Below are 14,212 nucleotides of genomic sequence, written 5' to 3'. Positions count from 1 at the left end.
GGAGCGTCTGTCCTCCCCGCCGGAGGCGCCCCCGCGCGGGCCGGCCTGCCCCGCCCCGCCCGGCGCCGGCTTCGCGTTCAATGTCTTCCTGCGCGACGGCGACAAGGTCTACCGCACCTGGCACACGGACGGCCGCGGCTGCGAACAGCTCAGCCACACCTTCCCGTTGATCGACCTGCTGCCGTACGGCCGCCAGGAGGAGTGGCAGGACGTCCCGGACGGCTGGCCGCAGTCCCCCACGTACAGCAAGTGGATGGAGTCGCAGAAGTACGCGGAGCTGTACGGCTCCGAGGAGGCCTAGACCTCGGTACGCGCAAACGCCACGAACGCCGTCCAACTGGCCGGGGTCACGGTGAGGTGGGCGGCTTCGGGGTGGTGGTGCTTGGAGTCGCGGATGTGGATGGCTTGGGGGCACGGGGCGATCTCGACGCAGGCGCCCCCTTCGCCGTCGCTGTACGACGACTTGCGCCAGGCGTAGGCGACTTCGAGGCACGCGCCGCCTTCACCGCTACTGTGGCTCGACTTGAACCAGGCGAGTTCCTCGGTGGTGTTCATCTCTCTCCCAGCATCTTCTCGATCAGGGCCAAGGACTCCGAGGGGCGGAGAGCCCGGGAGCGGATGATCCCATAGCGGTCGGCGAAGACACCGACTTCTGCGGGATCGGTGACCAGTCGTGCGTGGCCGTAGATCTCTGTGTAGGCCACCTGGTGGCGCCCCTTGGGCGTCAGGAGGATGAACGAACCGTCCAGGCTGGGATGTTCCTCGCGATCAGTGGGCATCACCTGAAGCTCCACGGTCCTTAGCCGCCCGGCCTCCAACAGGTGCCGCAACTGGGCCTCATGGACCGCCTTCCCACCGATCGGCCGCTGAAGCACCACCTCCTCCAGTACGAAGGTGAACGTCGGAGCGGGCCAGCGCTCGAAGACCTGCCTGCGGGACAGCCGGTCGGCCACACGCGTCTCGATGGTCTCCTCGTCGAGCAGCGGCCTGCGCTGGGTGAAGATCGCCCGCGCGTAATCCGGTGTCTGCAGCAGGCCCGGCACTGCCTGATTGCTGTAGTCGTGGAGTTGAGTGGCCTCCGCCTCGGCCTTCGCATAGTCCCGGAACCAGTCCGGATGCCGCGTCCGTGACCGCGCGAGCGCCTCCCGCGCCTCGGGGATCGCCGCCTTCAACACGCCCCGTGCATCGAGGACTTCATCCGCCGCGTGCAAGAACTCCGGCTGGGGAGTCCGTACGCCGCGCTCGATCGACGACACCAGCGACTCGCCCACGTGGGTCGCCGCCGCAAGCTCCCGCTGATGGAGCCCGGCCACCTCCCGGAGCACTTTGATCTGCTTGCCGAGCGCCCGGAACAGATGGGCCGTGCCATCCGCTTCGACAGGCCGCTCCGGCCGCTCTTCACGTTCCGCCATACTCCGCACCGCCCTCGCGCCAGCCGTGGTCACGGTGGACGGCCCGTACAGCTTCCCGTACGCACTCATACAGCTACCCACCGTCGCGCCGTCACTCCTGGTCAGCGTAGACGCGACCGACCACGCTCAGTGACATGAACCTCGAAATCACCGACTCCTCCACCGAGTTGACCTTCACGCAGCGCTTCAGCGCCACCCGCCGCGGCGCCCGCCTAGCCCGCAGACTCACCGTGCAGCAGCTGGCCGACTGGGGTGTCCCGCACGGGTCGGCCGCCTCCGACGCCGCCGCCCTCGTCGTCGCCGAGCTCGCCGCGAACGCCGTCACGCACGGTCGCGTACCGGGCCGGGACTTCGAGCTGCGGCTGGCGCTGACCCTCGGACGCCTCGCGATCGAGGTGGCGGACGCCCGCGCCGACCGCCCGCCCTGCCCCCTGCCCGAGCGCCCGCTCGCCGAGGAGGGCCGGGGCCTGCTGCTTGTCGACGCGCTCAGCGAGGACTGGGGCGTCCGGGAACGTACGGGCCGCATGACCAAGACGGTCTGGGCGGTGATCAAGGTGCAGGACCGGTGAGGGGCCTGTGCGGAGGAGGGGGCGACCACGTGACCGGGGGCGGTGGCGGGCTCGGCCGCGCTTAGCATCAGCAAGCTTTGCTCACCAACACGGGGATGTTTCACCTATGAAGCTCAACCTGCCCAAGAGGGCTCTGTCGCTCGCCGTCATCGGTGCGAGCGTGCTCGGCGTTTCCGTCATAGGCACCGGCTCCGCTTCCGCCGCGAGCTGGGACTGCGAGTCGGAAAAGCACAACATGGACGACGAGGCGTACGACGGCCCCGCGCCCGACAACTTCAACATCACGGTCAAGAACTGCATCAAGGCCGCCGGCTCGTACGTCTACGCGAAGTCCAAGGTGACCTTCGACTTCCTGCCGAACTACGGTCCCCCGATGTCGAACACCTTCGACTCGGCTCAGTTCCGGCTCAACGTCAACCGCCCCCGCTCCGGCACGGACTCGGTCTACCTCAAGAAGGACTACAACCTCCTTGACGACTTCGACCGGATGAACGCCTCCGGCAACGGCAGCACCTGGACCCGCACCTTCAAGGTGTACGTGGGCAGCAAGAAGGCGTACACCGACGGCACGCTGCGGTTCAACTGGCAGAACGACGGCAAGGGCGTCAAGAGCTACGGCTACCCGAAGAGCCCGACGGTCTGATCCACTGGATCCTTGTGACACGACACCCCGCCCCCGCCCCGTTCACCCCGCTGGACTTCCAGCTGGTCCTGCTGCGCCGGATGGCCGACCACAACCCCGTACGCGTGGAGGAAGCACGCCGCGAACTCGGCGTATCCCAAGGGGAGATGAGGGAGGCGAACCGTCGCTGGCAGGCGATGGTGCGCTCGCCGCGGGGGCGGGGGGCCGTGGCGCGCTACCGGTCCGTGCTCGGGGCGCCCGCGGCGACGCTGCGGCGCCAGGTCGGTGACCTGGCCTGCGAGGCGCTGCTCTGGCCGGTGCCGCTCTGGCCTGACCTGCGCTTCGAGGTGCTGCTCGCGCCGGGCGGCGCCGCGGTGGTCAACGAGTGGCTGATCCGCGCGCCGGGCGAGCCGGGGCCGCGACTGCGGACGGTGGAGGACCTCACCGCCTGGTCGGCCACGGTCGACGAGGTGGGGGGTGCGTTCCCGCCCGCAACGCTGCGCGAAGGCGCGGCGCCCACGCGCTGGCGCCTCGCCTTCGAGGCCCCGGACGCGCAGGGCGCGCGGCGTGCGTATATCGGGGACTTCACGTGGGGGCTGCTGCAAGGGGTCGTCGCGGCCGAGTAGCACGGCTGTGTAGCGCGACCGCGTAACACGGCCGCGTAGCGCGACCGCGCAGGGACTGCCACGTAGGGACTGCCGTGTGGGGACTGCCGTGTGGGGACTGCCGCGTAAAGGGTTTCCCGGTCGGCCCGCCGATGGGAGATAGTCCTGCCCATGGTGAGACCGGAGGTCGGGGACGCGCCACGGCGGTGTGCGGAATGCGGGGGCTACGCGTACGGCGGGGCGCCGGAGTGCACCGCCTGCCGTGCGCTCGTGGACGCGCTCGTCGAGGAGGAGTGGACCGCGTTCGTACGGCACTGGGGCGCCGGACCCGCCGAGGAGCACGCCCTGGCCGAGCTGGTCGTGAGCGAACCGGACCGGCACGACTGGCGCGTGGTCGACGCCGCGCTCGACCGCCTCACGTGCGGTGACTGCGGCGGGCGCCTGGGGCGCGGGCCCGCGGGATGCGCGGGCTGCGAACTCGCCCACGGTTTCCGGTACGCCGCGATCGAGACGGACCGCCCGGGCGTACCGCAGGGCAACGAGCACGCCGTCCGCGTCAACGTGTCGGTGGTGCGCCGCCCGCAGCTGACATCCGCGGCGGAACTCCTCGTACGACGCAAGTCCCTGCCCCTGCTCCTGGCGGGCTTTCTGCCGACCACGCAGGAGGCGCAGCGGATGAGCGCGACGGTGAAGCGGGCGGCGGCGGAGGCGCGGGAGGAGCTGGTCGACCAGGCCGTCGAGGAGACGGTGAGCCGACTGCGACAGGAGCAGGCAACCCGCCTGCGACAGGAAGCGGCGGCCAGGCTGCGGGAGGACACGGCGTGAGTACGCAGACGTGGGTGCGGGCCGGACGGGCCGCGCGCGCCCTGGACCACGTGACGGGCCTCGCGCGCGGCGGCCCGCTCGATGCGACCCTGCGCGTCACCCTGAACTTCCACCCCGACCGGCTGACCGGCGACGGCACCCCGATCCTCGACGCGATGGCCGAACAGGGCCTCTACAGCTCACAGTTCGTGACCGGCACGAGCAACGGCGGTCTCACCGCGTACGAGGGCGGCGACCGCTGGCGCTGGGAGAGCCGGATCTTCGGCGGGGCGTACGACGGTGCGCCGGGCGCGGAGCGTCCGGTGTACGGCGGGCTCAACTTCCGCCGCCGGACCACCGGTGCGGCGCCCCGTTTCGGCTCGGCGCACCTGCGCCTGACGGCGGGCGCGCTGACTCGCACGACCTTCTGCTACCCGGACAGCTTCCTGGAGCCGGCCGACTTCGGCGTCGCCGCCGCCTGCGACCTGATCCCCCTCGCGCTCGCCGACGACCAGGACGCCCTCGACGACTACATCGAGACCCAGGTCCACGGCCCGGTGCGCTTCGCCGCCGATGCCGAGGCGCTGGTCCTCGACCCCTGCTTCAGGGGTACGGAGGTCGAGGCGTCGGCACGCAAGCTGGGCTGCCCCGTGGAGTTCCACGGCGGATTCCGTATCTCCGTGGGCGAGTTGGCCCGGCACGGCGACTACCGGGGGCAGGAGTTCGTGACCCTCGGCCTGTCACTGGCACGCGACGGGTTCCTGGACCCGGCGCTGCTGGGCGAGGCGTCCCGGTCGGGCGACTATGACCAGCAGGCGCTGAAGCGGGTGTGGCATCTGCTTGCGCGGTTCGGGGCGCCGGCTTCGTAGACCTCTGGTGCATGCCTGATGCGCGCCCCAGTGCGCGCCTAGTGCGCGTCGTCCTGGCCGGGATGCGGCGGCCGGTGATGATCGGTCAGGACCGTGAGCAGGCTGGCGAGCTGGGCCTGCTGCTCGGGGGTGAGCGGCGCGAGCAGCTCCCGCTGCGCGTCGGCGATGAGGGTGTCGAGGCGTTCCAGGCGACGGCGGCCGGCGGCGGTGAGCGTGATGACGTTGCGGCGGCGGTCGACAGGGTCGGGTTCGCGGCGGATGCAGGAGGCCTCGGCCAGTTCATTGAGCACGGCGACCATGTCGCTGCGGTAGATGCCGGTACGGCCGCTGAGTTCGGCCTGGCTCGCGGCTCCCGCCTCCGCCAGCGCGACCAGGACCGCGAAGTGCCACTTGCGCGCACCCTCGGCCGCGAGCCGCTCACCGACGAGCCGGTCGGCCACGAGCGCGGCCCCCGCGAGCAGCCGGCTGGGGATGGTGCGCAGCCGGGCCGGGGTGGGCTCCGGGGTCGGGCTCATGGGGGTCCTCCGTATCTCCGTCTATTGCGTTAGTTACACTAACAGTCTACCTTCGTTAGTGCGACGAACGTTTCGGAGCGCAGCGTATCGCGCTGCCCGCCACAGATCACCGACCGGGGTGCAGACCATGATCGAACCGTTCCGTATCGACATCCCTCAGGCCGACCTCGACGACCTCGACGACCGTCTCGCCCGCACCCGTTGGCCCAACGAGGTCACCGACGCCGGGTCCGACTACGGCTTCCCGCTGGCCCGCCTCAAGGAGCTCGCCGAGTACTGGCGTACGGGATACGACTGGCGCGCCCACGAGGCCGACCTCAACAAGCTCGAACACTTCACCACCGAGATCGACGGCCAGCGCATCCACTTCGTCCACGTCCGCTCCCCGAAGCCGGACGCGCTCGCGCTGATCCTCACGCACGGCTGGCCCGGCTCGTTCCTGGAGTTCCTCGACGTGATCGAGCCGCTGTCGCGCGACTTCCACCTGGTGATCCCGTCCATCCCGGGATACGGCTTCTCGGGTCCGACCCACGCACGCGGCTGGGACGCCGCCCACGTGGCGCGGGCCTGGGCCGAGCTGATGCGCCGTCTCGGATACGAGCGCTACGGCGCGCAGGGCGGCGACTTCGGCGCGGGCATCTCCCTGGCGCTGGGAGCGCACGCACCCGAGCAGGTCGTCGGGGTCCACGTCAACTATCTGCCGACCAGGCCGGATCCGGACGCCGGCCTGGTGCTGTCCGCCTCGGACGAGGCCCGCCTGGACAAGGTCCGCCACCTGATGGCGAACCGCCCGCCGTACCAGGCCCTGCAGGCCACCACCCCGCAGACCATCGGGTACGCGCTGACCGACTCACCCGTCGGCCAACTCGCCTGGATCGCCGAGCGGTTCGCGCAGTGGACCGACCCGCGCACACCCGTGAGCGACGACCGGATGCTCACCGACATCTCGCTGTACTGGCTCACCGCCACCGCCGCCTCCTCGGCCCGGCTGCACCGCGAGACAGCGCGCGGGCACGCGGCCTGTGAGGTGCCGGTGGGCGTGGCGGTGCTCCCGTACGACATCACGCAGTCGGTTCGGCCGCTGGCCGAGCGGATCTACGACATCAGGCACTGGTCCGAGTTCGAACGCGGCGGGCACTTCGCGGCGATGGAGGTGCCTGAGCTCCTTGCCGGGGATGTGCGGGAGTTCTTCCTGAGCAGCGGGCTTCCCTCCAGGTAACCACCCACTTCGATGTGCGTACTTGATGGTGCCGCAGGCCCGGGTGAGGCTGAGGACCGGGCAGCCGGACCTCCGGGGCCGAAGGGGAATCGCAGCGTAAAGGGGACATCGTGGGGCGCACGGACGTGACCGTCATCGGTCTCGGCGAGATGGGCAGGGCACTGGCGTCGGCGCTGATCGCCGCCGGCCATCGGACGACCGTATGGAACCGCAGCGCTGACAAGGCCGACGAGCTCGTGGCACAGGGCGCGGTACGGGCCGCGAGTGTCGAAGAGGCCCTGTCGGCCAGCCCGTTGACCCTCGTCTGCCTGATCGACTACGAGGTCACGCGCACCCTGCTCGGCCCCGCGGCCCAGGCCCTGCGCGGCCGCACCCTGGTCCAGCTCAGCAACGGCACACCGGACCAGGCCCGGTCCCTCGGCACCTGGGCTACCGCACAGGGTGCCGACTACCTGGACGGCGGCATCATGGCGGTCCCCACCACCGTCGCCACCCCCGAGGCCTTCCTCCTCTACAGCGGCCCGCAGGACCACTTCACCGCACACCGCGAGGTGTTCGAGGTCCTGGGCGCGGCGAAGTACGTGGGCGCGGACACGGGCCTGGCCTCGCTGTACGACCTGGCGCTGCTGAGCGGCATGGACCACATGTTCGCGGGCTTCTTCCACTCCGTCGCCATGGCCACCTCGCACAAGGACGTGACCGCCGCCGGTTTCACCGAGCTCCTGGTGCCCTGGCTGACGAACATGGCCCGGCTGCTCCCCGTACTCGCCACCGATGTCGACTCCGACGGCGAGCACGGGAAACAGCCGGTCTACGCACAGGGCCTGGACGTGGTCCTGGCCGCCGCCCGCAACCTGGCACAGGCCTCACGGGACGCCGGCGTGCACCCCGACCACTTCGAGCGCTCCGCGGCGGACCTCGAACGCCAACTGGCCGAAGGCCGGACGGAGTTCACAGCATCCGCCGCGGTGCGCGCGCTGAGTGTCGGCTCGTAGGGAACTCTCAGCTCACGAAGTTCCGTACACCTTGGGACACCGCGTCATCGCCGAGGAAGTCGTTGTGCTTCAGACAGCCCGCGGCGATGTTGGCCGCGCCGGTGAGCGGGACGCTGCTGTCCGGGTTGATGACCTCGTCGCAGTTGGACCAGAACGTGGCGTACGACACCGCGCCCGGAGTCTCGTCCCCCTCGGCCAGACCGTCCTGGACGTACGACCCGGGCGTCATGTCGCGGCAGGCCTGGGACCAGAGCGCGCACGCCCAGGCCGTACTGGTGCCGTGGTTGGGGCCGGCGAGCGAGACCCAGTCGTCGACCTCGCCGAGGCCTCCGCCGTGCTTGATGTACCAGCGCGTGACGAGGCTCCCGAAGGAGTGGGCGACGATGTCGACCCGGTCGGCGCCGGTCTGCGTACGGACGTCGTCCACGTACTCGGCGAACCGGCCGGACAGCGTCTCGTTCACGGACTGGTCCGTGTCGTAGCCCCAGGAGAAGAGCTCGGCGTCCGTGTAACCGGACGACTTGAAGTCCTCGCGCAGAGAGCCCCAGACGCCGGGGTCGGCGTTGTAGCCGTGGACGAAGATCACGGGGGTGCGGGCGGCATGGACGGAGGGGCCGGTCTGTCCGGTGCCGGCCTGGGCGACACCCGACAGACCGAGCAGAGCCGCGACGGTCAGGAACAGTGAGGCCTTGCGGATACGAGAGCGCAGCACGAAGTCCCCCTTGGTCAAGGGTTGTTACGCGTGAGTAGCGGTCCCGAGCATGGTGAGGCCTGCGGGGCGGGAAGAACAGACCCGTGCAGGTGGGGTTCCGGTCGGCGAAGGGGTTCCGGCCGGTCAGCGGGGGGCTTGCGACCGGCCAGAGGGCTTGCGACCGGTCAGCGGGGCTTGCGGCTGGTCAGCGGGGCTTGCGGCCGAAGATGTACACGGAGGTGCCGTAGCCGACATGCGACCAGAGCGCCTTCGCGTCGGCCGGCCGCATGTTGACGCAGCCGTGCGAGCCCGGCGGGTCGTAGATCGAGCCGTAGTGACCGTGGAACGCCTGGCCGCCGGAGAAGAACTGGGCATGCGGCATGGGGGCGTTGGCGTACAGCGTGGAGCGGTGCCTCTTGTTCCGGGCGTAGATACGGAACCACCCGGTCCGGGTGCGATAGCGCGGCGCCCCGGTCCGCACGGGCACGGCCTTGAACGTCACCTTCCCCTTCTTCTGCACCCACAGCAGCTGCCGGGTGAGATCGACGCACACGCCCCGACGGGGGGTGGCGGGGCAGCGGCGCCTTGGGTTGGGGCGCGCCCGCGCTTCGAGCACACTGGCGGTGCCCCAGGTGACCCGGCCCGCATAGCCGAGTGCGTGGCGGATGCCGTGCCGCTTCTGGAAGGCCTGGATCGCGCGGCAGTCGGCGGGCGACTGCTTGCCGTCGACCGGCTTCAGCCTGAGGTGACGTTCCATCGCCTTCTGATATTGGCCCGCCTGCCCCGTACAGAACGGCGGCCTCTTGGCCCGCTCGAACGGAGGGAACTGCTCGATCTCGGGCACCTTCAGGGCCGGCGCCGAGCGGGTCGCCCTGCCCGACGCGAGCGCACCCCACGTCATCGTGCCGACGAGCAGTTCACCGACAACCAGGCCGAGGACCAAGAGGGCTCGCAAGCTTCTCGCGCCTCTTCGTCGACCGTCCATCGAACTCCTTTCACGGCGAGAGCCGTTCCCGAGGGGTCTCGGGAACGGCTCTCTGCAGCAGGTCTGCTCAGGCTTGCTCAGGTTGGCTGGTGTTCGCTCAGGCGACGTCGGCGCAGATGACGAAGACGGCCCACTGGTCGCCCACGGCAGCTCCGCCGGCCTGCACGTAGCCGCGCCAGGCGGTGTCGCCGTACGGCATGGACGCCCTGATGCCGAAGTCCGAGTAATCGGTGCTGGCGACGTCGATGCCGCCGCCGAGCACCTTCTTGCCGGCCGGGCAGGCCACGTTCTTGTCGTTACCGCCGGCCGTCAGGGCGGTGTAGGTGCCGCTGACCTTCTCCCAGCCGCTCACGCCGTCCTTGCCCGCGGCGCCGTCCTTACCCGCAGGACCTTCGGGGCCTTCGGCGCCTTCGGCACCTTCGGGGCCCTCAGGACCGGCAGGGCCCGCCGGGCCGGCCGGACCGCCCGGCGTACCCGGGTCGCCCTTCTCGCCCTTGAAGAGCTTCGAGTACTTGGCCTTCTCCTTCTTCAGGAGCGCGTCGAGGTACTTCTCGAGGTTCTTGTCGAGGCACTCCTCGCAGTCCATGCCCGGGCCGGGGCCCTGCGGCAGGGACTCGACAGCCGGGACGTCGCGCGGCGCGGTGTCCTGCGGAGCGGCGGCGTGGGCGGGAGCCGTGAGGGAAGCGAGGGCTCCGGCGACGCCGATGACGAGGGCAGTAGTTCGAATCTGCATGCCATGAAGATGCTGGTATACCACTGGCCGACAACGGCACCACGACACACAAGAGCCCAACTTCACCTTGTCGGATCAACGGGCGGCGGTCAGCCCTTGAGCGCGCCCTCCGCGACGCCGTCGCCCTCCGGGTCCCAGTCCAGGAGCCGCACCTTCGCCACCGTCCGTACATGGCGCCGCATCGCCGCTGCCGCCGCCCTGCCGTTGCGGGCGTCGATCATCTCGAAAATGGCCATGTGCTGCGCGAACGACTTCGAGGGGCGGCCCCGTTGCCGCAGCGACTCGTGGCGGGACTCCGTGATCTGCTCGGCGATCGAGTGCATGAACTCCGCGAGGATCGCGCTGTGGGCCGCCGCCGTCACCGCGGCGTGGAAGCGTCGGTCGCCCTCCACGCCGTGCTCGCCCCGCTCGATCTCCGCCGCCATGAACCCGAGGGCTTCGCGCAGCGCGGCGAGGTCCTCGTCCGTACGGCGCTCCGCGGCAAGCTCGGCGAGCTTGGTCTCCAGGGCCTCACGCGCTTCGAGTACGTCGGGAAGCCGGCGCCTGCGCTCGACGAGCCGCTCGACGGGCTCGGCGACGTCCAGGCTGTCGCCGACCAAATAGGTGCCGCCGCCGTGGCGCACCTCGACCAGGCCTTGGACTTCGAGGACGACGATGCCCTGCTTGATCGAGGCGCGGGAGACGCCGAGTCTCTGCGCGAGTTCACGCTCGGGTGGGAGGCGGTCGCCGGACTTGAGGCCGGACTCGGCCGCGTAGGTGCGCAGGCGGTCGATGACCTGCTCGTAAAGGCGCGTACGCCCCATGGGCCGCAGTGCTTCGGACATGGCCCACCCCCTCCCTGGATGTCCGCAGCGTAGCAGCGGAGTTGGCTGAGTGGCTGAGCCAATTTGAGTGAAACCTCTTGACGACGGGGCGCGCTCCCTTGACGCTGTGGGGCACCGAACTGGCCGAGTGGCTCAGCCACTTGGCCACCTTGCCACTGGGCCACTGGGCCACTGAGCCACTGAGCCACTGGGTCACTTGGCCGGCTGACCGATGTGGTGCCGGCCGTCGCCGGGTAGCCGGGTAGCTGGGTAGCTGGGCGGTCAAGTGGCTGAGCCACTCGGCCAGTCAGCCACTCGTCCACAGCCCCACCCGACCCCAGCCCGGTCCAGTGGCTGAGCCACCCGCCCACCCCCTAGGTCAAGTGGCTCAGCCACTCGACCACTTCGCTCCCGGGGAGCCCCCGATGTCCGCGGAACTGATCTCGATCCTTGTACTGGTGGTGGTCTTCGTGATCGCCACCACCCGCTCGATCAACATGGGCGCGCTCGCCTTCGCCGCCGCATTCGGCGTAGGCGAACTCGTCGCCGACCTCGACGCGGACGGCATCTTCGCCGGCTTCCCGGGCGACCTCTTCGTCGTCCTGGTCGGCGTCACCTACCTCTTCGCCATCGCCCGCGCCAACGGCACCACCGACTGGCTGGTGCACGCCTCCATCCGGCTGGTCGGCGGCCGGATCGCGCTCATACCCTGGGTGATGTTCGTGATCACCGGCGCGCTCACCGCCATCGGCGCCGTCAGCCCGGCCGCGGTCGCGATCGTCGCGCCGATCGCCCTGAGCTTCGCCGCGCGCTACAGCATCAGCCCGCTCCTCATGGGCGCGATGGTCGTCCACGGCGCGCAGGGCGGCGGCTTCTCGCCGATCAGCATCTACGGCTCGATCGTCAACGGAATCGTCGAGCGCGAGAACCTGCCGGGCAATGAACTCGCCCTGTTCCTGGCGTCCTTGGTCGCCAACCTCATCATCGCGGGCGTGGTCTTCGTCCTGTTCGGCGGCCTGAAGCTGGCCCGCCGCCGCGCCGACACCGTCGCCCTCGCCGGCGCCGGCACCAGCAGCACCGGCGACAGCAGCACCGACGACAGCAGCCACAAGAGCCCGACCCCAGAGTCCGAGCCTCAGTCCGAGCCCAAGCCCAAGTCCGCACCCAAGCCCAAGTCCGCGCCCGCGTCCGCGCCCGCCGACGACACCCGCCTCACCCCACCCCGTATCGCCACCCTCATCGCCCTGGTCGCCCTGGTCGTGGCCGTCCTCGTCTTCGACCTCGACGCCGGACTCACCGCCGTGTCCCTGGCCGTGGTGCTCAGCGCCGTCTGGCCGGACACCAGCCGCAAGGCCGTCGGCGAGATCGCCTGGCCGACCGTGCTCCTGATCTGCGGTGTCCTCACCTACGTCGGAGTCCTCGAGGAGATGGGCACCATCAAGTGGGCGGGCGAGGGCGTCGGCGACATCGGCGTACCGCTGCTGGCCGCCGTACTGCTCTGCTACATCGGCGCCGTCATCTCCGCCTTCGCCTCCTCCGTCGGCATCATGGGCGCCCTCATCCCGCTGGCCGTCCCGTTCCTCGCACAGGGCGAGATCGGCGCGGTCGGCATGATCGCCGCTCTCGCCGTGTCCGCGACCGTCGTGGACGTCAGCCCGTTCTCGACGAACGGAGCGCTGGTACTCGCCGCGGCCCCCGATGTCGATCGCGAGCGGTTCTTCCGGCAGTTGATGATCTACGGCGGCATCGTGGTCGCCGTGGTTCCCGCCGTCGTCTGGCTGGTCCTGGTGGTGCCCGGCTTCGGGTGAGGCAGGCTGACCTCGAGACGAGCGGCCCCTCGACGATTGGAGTACGTCACGTGAGTTCCCACCCGATGCTGTTCCCGGCCCTCGCCGAGGGCGGGTCGCGGCCGGCCCTGCGGTTCGGCGAGCGCTCGCTGTCGTACGGCGAACTGGCCGCGGTCGCCGGGCGCCTGGCCGCCTCCCTGAAGGGGGCGCGCCTGGTCCCCGTGTGGGCGACGCCCAGCATGGAGACCGCGGTGGGGGTGGTGGCGGCGCTGCTCGCGGGGGTGCCCGCGGTACCGCTCAACCCGAAGATCGGCGAGCGGGAGCTGGCCCACATCGTGCGTGACTGCGAGCCGACGGTGGTGCTGGCGGCACAAGACGACGAACTGCCGTCACCTCTACGGCTGTTGCCGCGTTTCGATGCGACCGTGGCGCTCCCCGGAGCCTGGGAGCTCCCGACCGAACCCGCCCCCGACCACCCGGCCCTGATCGTCTACACCTCCGGCACCACCGGCCCGCCCAAGGGCGCCGTCCTGCCGCGCCGCGCGCTCGCCGCCACGCTCGATGCCCTGGAGGACGCCTGGCAGTGGACCTCCGAGGACGTGCTGGTGCACGGGCTTCCCCTGTTCCATGTCCACGGATTGATCCTCGGCGTCCTCGGCCCGCTGCGGCGCGGCGGTTCGGTGCGCCATCTGGGCCGTTTCAGTACGGACGGGGTCACCAAGGAGCTGAGTGCCGGGGCCACGATGCTCTTCGGCGTACCGACGATGTATCACCGGATCGCCGAGCAGCTGCCCCGGGATCCCGCGCTGGCGAAGGCGTTGGCGGGTGCGCGGCTGCTCGTGTCGGGGTCGGCGGCGCTGCAGGCCCGTGACCACGAGCGGATCCGTACAGCGACGGGGCGGGCGGTGATCGAGCGGTACGGAATGACGGAAACCCTGATGAACACCAGCGTCCGCGCGGACGGCGAACCCCGTGCGGCGACCGTCGGCGTCCCGCTGCGGGGTGTCGAGCTGCGCCTGGTCGACGAGAGCGGACAGGAGCTCCCGGGCGGTCCCGACCAGGTGGGCGAGATCCAGGTGCGCGGCCCGAACCTGTTCCTGGAGTACCTCAACAGGCCGGATGCCACCGCGGAGGCGTTCACCGAGGACGGCTATTTCCGTACGGGTGACATGGCGGTGCGTGACCCGGACGGTTACGTACGCATCGTGGGCCGCAAGGCCACCGACCTGATCAAGAGCGGCGGCTACAAGATCGGTGCGGGCGAGATCGAGAACGTCCTGATGGAGCACCCGGCGGTCGGGGACGCGGCGGTGACCGGTGAGCCGGACGCGGACCTCGGCGAGCGGATCGTGGCGTGGATCGTCCCCGTCGATCCCGAACAGCCGCCGAGCATCGAGGAGTTGGCCGACCACGTGGCCTCGCAGCTCGCCCCGCACAAGCGCCCGCGCATCGTCCACTACCTCACCGAGCTGCCGCGCAACGACATGGGCAAGATCATGAAGAAGGCCCTCCATGCCTGAATCCGCGACGCCTGAGCCCGCCATGCCCGAACCCGCCATGCCTGAGCCCGCCATGCCCGAACCCGCGACGCCCAAGCCCGCCA

General features: G+C 70.4%; 17 protein-coding genes and 1 pseudogene. 11 read left to right on the top strand and 7 right to left on the bottom strand.

What is annotated here, in order from left to right:
• A partial coding sequence (locus JAO81_RS18480) for a DUF899 family protein (protein WP_199548960.1) occupies positions 1-301 on the top strand: 301 nt, incomplete at its 5' end.
• Here JAO81_RS18480 and JAO81_RS18475 read toward each other — a convergent pair.
• Positions 298-555 (bottom strand): DUF397 domain-containing protein, encoded by a 258-nt coding sequence (locus JAO81_RS18475; protein WP_199548959.1) that lies wholly within the window; start codon positions 553-555, stop codon positions 298-300. The two genes, JAO81_RS18480 and JAO81_RS18475, sit on opposite strands and share 4 nt — an antisense overlap.
• Positions 552-1,412, bottom strand: coding sequence for a helix-turn-helix transcriptional regulator (locus JAO81_RS18470; RefSeq protein WP_199548958.1), 861 nt, complete (start codon positions 1,410-1,412; stop codon positions 552-554). The genes JAO81_RS18475 and JAO81_RS18470 overlap by 4 nt, the downstream gene beginning before the upstream one ends.
• Before the next feature lie 134 nt (positions 1,413-1,546).
• Here JAO81_RS18470 and JAO81_RS18465 point away from each other — a divergent pair, with 134 nt between their 5' ends.
• The 5 genes from JAO81_RS18465 to JAO81_RS18445 all read left to right on the top strand — a co-directional run bounded on the left by JAO81_RS18465 (position 1,547) and on the right by JAO81_RS18445 (position 4,881).
• Complete coding sequence (locus tag JAO81_RS18465; protein WP_199548957.1) at positions 1,547-1,981, top strand: ATP-binding protein; 435 nt, start codon at positions 1,547-1,549, stop codon at positions 1,979-1,981.
• 106 nt (positions 1,982-2,087) lie between these two features.
• Complete coding sequence (locus JAO81_RS18460) at positions 2,088-2,624, top strand: hypothetical protein (RefSeq protein ID WP_199548956.1); 537 nt, start codon at positions 2,088-2,090, stop codon at positions 2,622-2,624.
• A gap of 14 nt (positions 2,625-2,638) precedes the next feature.
• Positions 2,639-3,229, top strand: coding sequence for a hypothetical protein (locus JAO81_RS18455; RefSeq protein ID WP_307813462.1), 591 nt, complete (start codon positions 2,639-2,641; stop codon positions 3,227-3,229).
• Between the two features lie 150 nt (positions 3,230-3,379).
• Positions 3,380-4,033 carry a hypothetical protein gene (locus tag JAO81_RS18450; protein WP_199548955.1) on the top strand — a complete coding sequence of 218 codons (654 nt, stop codon included), beginning with the start codon at positions 3,380-3,382 and terminating at the stop codon, positions 4,031-4,033.
• Complete coding sequence (locus JAO81_RS18445; protein ID WP_307813459.1) at positions 4,030-4,881, top strand: DUF3626 domain-containing protein; 852 nt, start codon at positions 4,030-4,032, stop codon at positions 4,879-4,881. The genes JAO81_RS18450 and JAO81_RS18445 overlap by 4 nt, the downstream gene beginning before the upstream one ends.
• Positions 4,882-4,919: 38 nt before the next feature.
• Here JAO81_RS18445 and JAO81_RS18440 read toward each other — a convergent pair whose 3' ends face one another.
• The gene (locus JAO81_RS18440) at positions 4,920-5,396 is read right to left on the bottom strand and encodes a MarR family winged helix-turn-helix transcriptional regulator (RefSeq protein WP_199548954.1); all 477 of its coding nucleotides are present in this window, start codon (positions 5,394-5,396) and stop codon (positions 4,920-4,922) included.
• A gap of 127 nt (positions 5,397-5,523) precedes the next feature.
• Between JAO81_RS18440 and JAO81_RS18435 the strand changes: the two genes are divergently transcribed.
• From JAO81_RS18435 to JAO81_RS43980, 3 genes and pseudogenes are all read left to right on the top strand, one after another.
• Positions 5,524-6,615 (top strand): epoxide hydrolase family protein, encoded by a 1,092-nt coding sequence (locus JAO81_RS18435; RefSeq protein WP_199548953.1) that lies wholly within the window; start codon positions 5,524-5,526, stop codon positions 6,613-6,615.
• A 104-nt stretch (positions 6,616-6,719) separates the two neighbouring features.
• Positions 6,720-7,181 (top strand): annotated as a pseudogene (locus JAO81_RS43985) (NAD(P)-dependent oxidoreductase); the annotation flags it as partial.
• Complete coding sequence (locus JAO81_RS43980; RefSeq protein ID WP_374194312.1) at positions 7,167-7,610, top strand: hypothetical protein; 444 nt, start codon at positions 7,167-7,169, stop codon at positions 7,608-7,610. The pseudogene JAO81_RS43985 and the gene JAO81_RS43980, both read left to right, overlap by 15 nt.
• A gap of 7 nt (positions 7,611-7,617) precedes the next feature.
• Here JAO81_RS43980 and JAO81_RS18425 read toward each other — a convergent pair whose 3' ends face one another.
• From JAO81_RS18425 to JAO81_RS18410, 4 genes are all read right to left on the bottom strand, one after another.
• Positions 7,618-8,322 carry a triacylglycerol lipase gene (locus JAO81_RS18425; protein WP_307813458.1) on the bottom strand — a complete coding sequence of 235 codons (705 nt, stop codon included), beginning with the start codon at positions 8,320-8,322 and terminating at the stop codon, positions 7,618-7,620.
• 184 nt (positions 8,323-8,506) lie between these two features.
• Complete coding sequence (locus JAO81_RS18420) at positions 8,507-9,256, bottom strand: L,D-transpeptidase family protein (protein WP_233415552.1); 750 nt, start codon at positions 9,254-9,256, stop codon at positions 8,507-8,509.
• Positions 9,257-9,383: 127 nt separating this feature from the next.
• A complete protein-coding gene (locus tag JAO81_RS18415; RefSeq protein WP_199548951.1) occupies positions 9,384-10,019 on the bottom strand; it encodes a hypothetical protein in 636 nt (211 codons plus the stop codon).
• Positions 10,020-10,108: 89 nt separating this feature from the next.
• Positions 10,109-10,843 carry a FadR/GntR family transcriptional regulator gene (locus JAO81_RS18410; protein ID WP_199548950.1) on the bottom strand — a complete coding sequence of 245 codons (735 nt, stop codon included), beginning with the start codon at positions 10,841-10,843 and terminating at the stop codon, positions 10,109-10,111.
• A gap of 404 nt (positions 10,844-11,247) precedes the next feature.
• Here JAO81_RS18410 and JAO81_RS18405 point away from each other — a divergent pair, with 404 nt between their 5' ends.
• Entirely contained in the window at positions 11,248-12,630 is a 1,383-nt protein-coding gene (locus tag JAO81_RS18405) for an SLC13 family permease (protein ID WP_199548949.1), read from the top strand.
• Between the two features lie 65 nt (positions 12,631-12,695).
• Positions 12,696-14,129 carry an acyl-CoA synthetase gene (locus JAO81_RS18400; protein WP_199548986.1) on the top strand — a complete coding sequence of 478 codons (1,434 nt, stop codon included), beginning with the start codon at positions 12,696-12,698 and terminating at the stop codon, positions 14,127-14,129.
• The last annotated feature ends 83 nt before the right edge of the window (positions 14,130-14,212 follow it).

The sequence above is a fragment of the Streptomyces sp. N35 genome, from assembly GCF_016464295.1.
Taxonomy (GTDB): domain Bacteria; phylum Actinomycetota; class Actinomycetes; order Streptomycetales; family Streptomycetaceae; genus Streptomyces.
Note: the sequence above shows the minus strand (reverse complement) of the source record. Positions and strands in the feature narration are given on the sequence as shown.

What these genes read in the sequence shown, in the direction of transcription:
- JAO81_RS18460 (WP_199548956.1), top strand. Translation starts at nt 2,088, where the DNA reads ATGAAGCTCAACCTGCCCAAGAGGGCTCTGTCGCTCGCCGTCATCGGT.
- JAO81_RS18415 (WP_199548951.1), bottom strand. Translation starts at nt 10,019, where the DNA reads ATGCAGATTCGAACTACTGCCCTCGTCATCGGCGTCGCCGGAGCCCTC.
- JAO81_RS18470 (WP_199548958.1), bottom strand. Translation starts at nt 1,412, where the DNA reads ATGGCGGAACGTGAAGAGCGGCCGGAGCGGCCTGTCGAAGCGGATGGC.
- JAO81_RS18440 (WP_199548954.1), bottom strand. Translation starts at nt 5,396, where the DNA reads ATGAGCCCGACCCCGGAGCCCACCCCGGCCCGGCTGCGCACCATCCCC.
- JAO81_RS18435 (WP_199548953.1), top strand. Translation starts at nt 5,524, where the DNA reads ATGATCGAACCGTTCCGTATCGACATCCCTCAGGCCGACCTCGACGAC.
- JAO81_RS18400 (WP_199548986.1), top strand. Translation starts at nt 12,696, where the DNA reads ATGCTGTTCCCGGCCCTCGCCGAGGGCGGGTCGCGGCCGGCCCTGCGG.
- JAO81_RS18465 (WP_199548957.1), top strand. Translation starts at nt 1,547, where the DNA reads ATGAACCTCGAAATCACCGACTCCTCCACCGAGTTGACCTTCACGCAG.
- JAO81_RS18475 (WP_199548959.1), bottom strand. Translation starts at nt 555, where the DNA reads ATGAACACCACCGAGGAACTCGCCTGGTTCAAGTCGAGCCACAGTAGC.
- JAO81_RS18405 (WP_199548949.1), top strand. Translation starts at nt 11,248, where the DNA reads ATGTCCGCGGAACTGATCTCGATCCTTGTACTGGTGGTGGTCTTCGTG.
- JAO81_RS18410 (WP_199548950.1), bottom strand. Translation starts at nt 10,843, where the DNA reads ATGTCCGAAGCACTGCGGCCCATGGGGCGTACGCGCCTTTACGAGCAG.
- JAO81_RS18450 (WP_199548955.1), top strand. Translation starts at nt 3,380, where the DNA reads ATGGTGAGACCGGAGGTCGGGGACGCGCCACGGCGGTGTGCGGAATGC.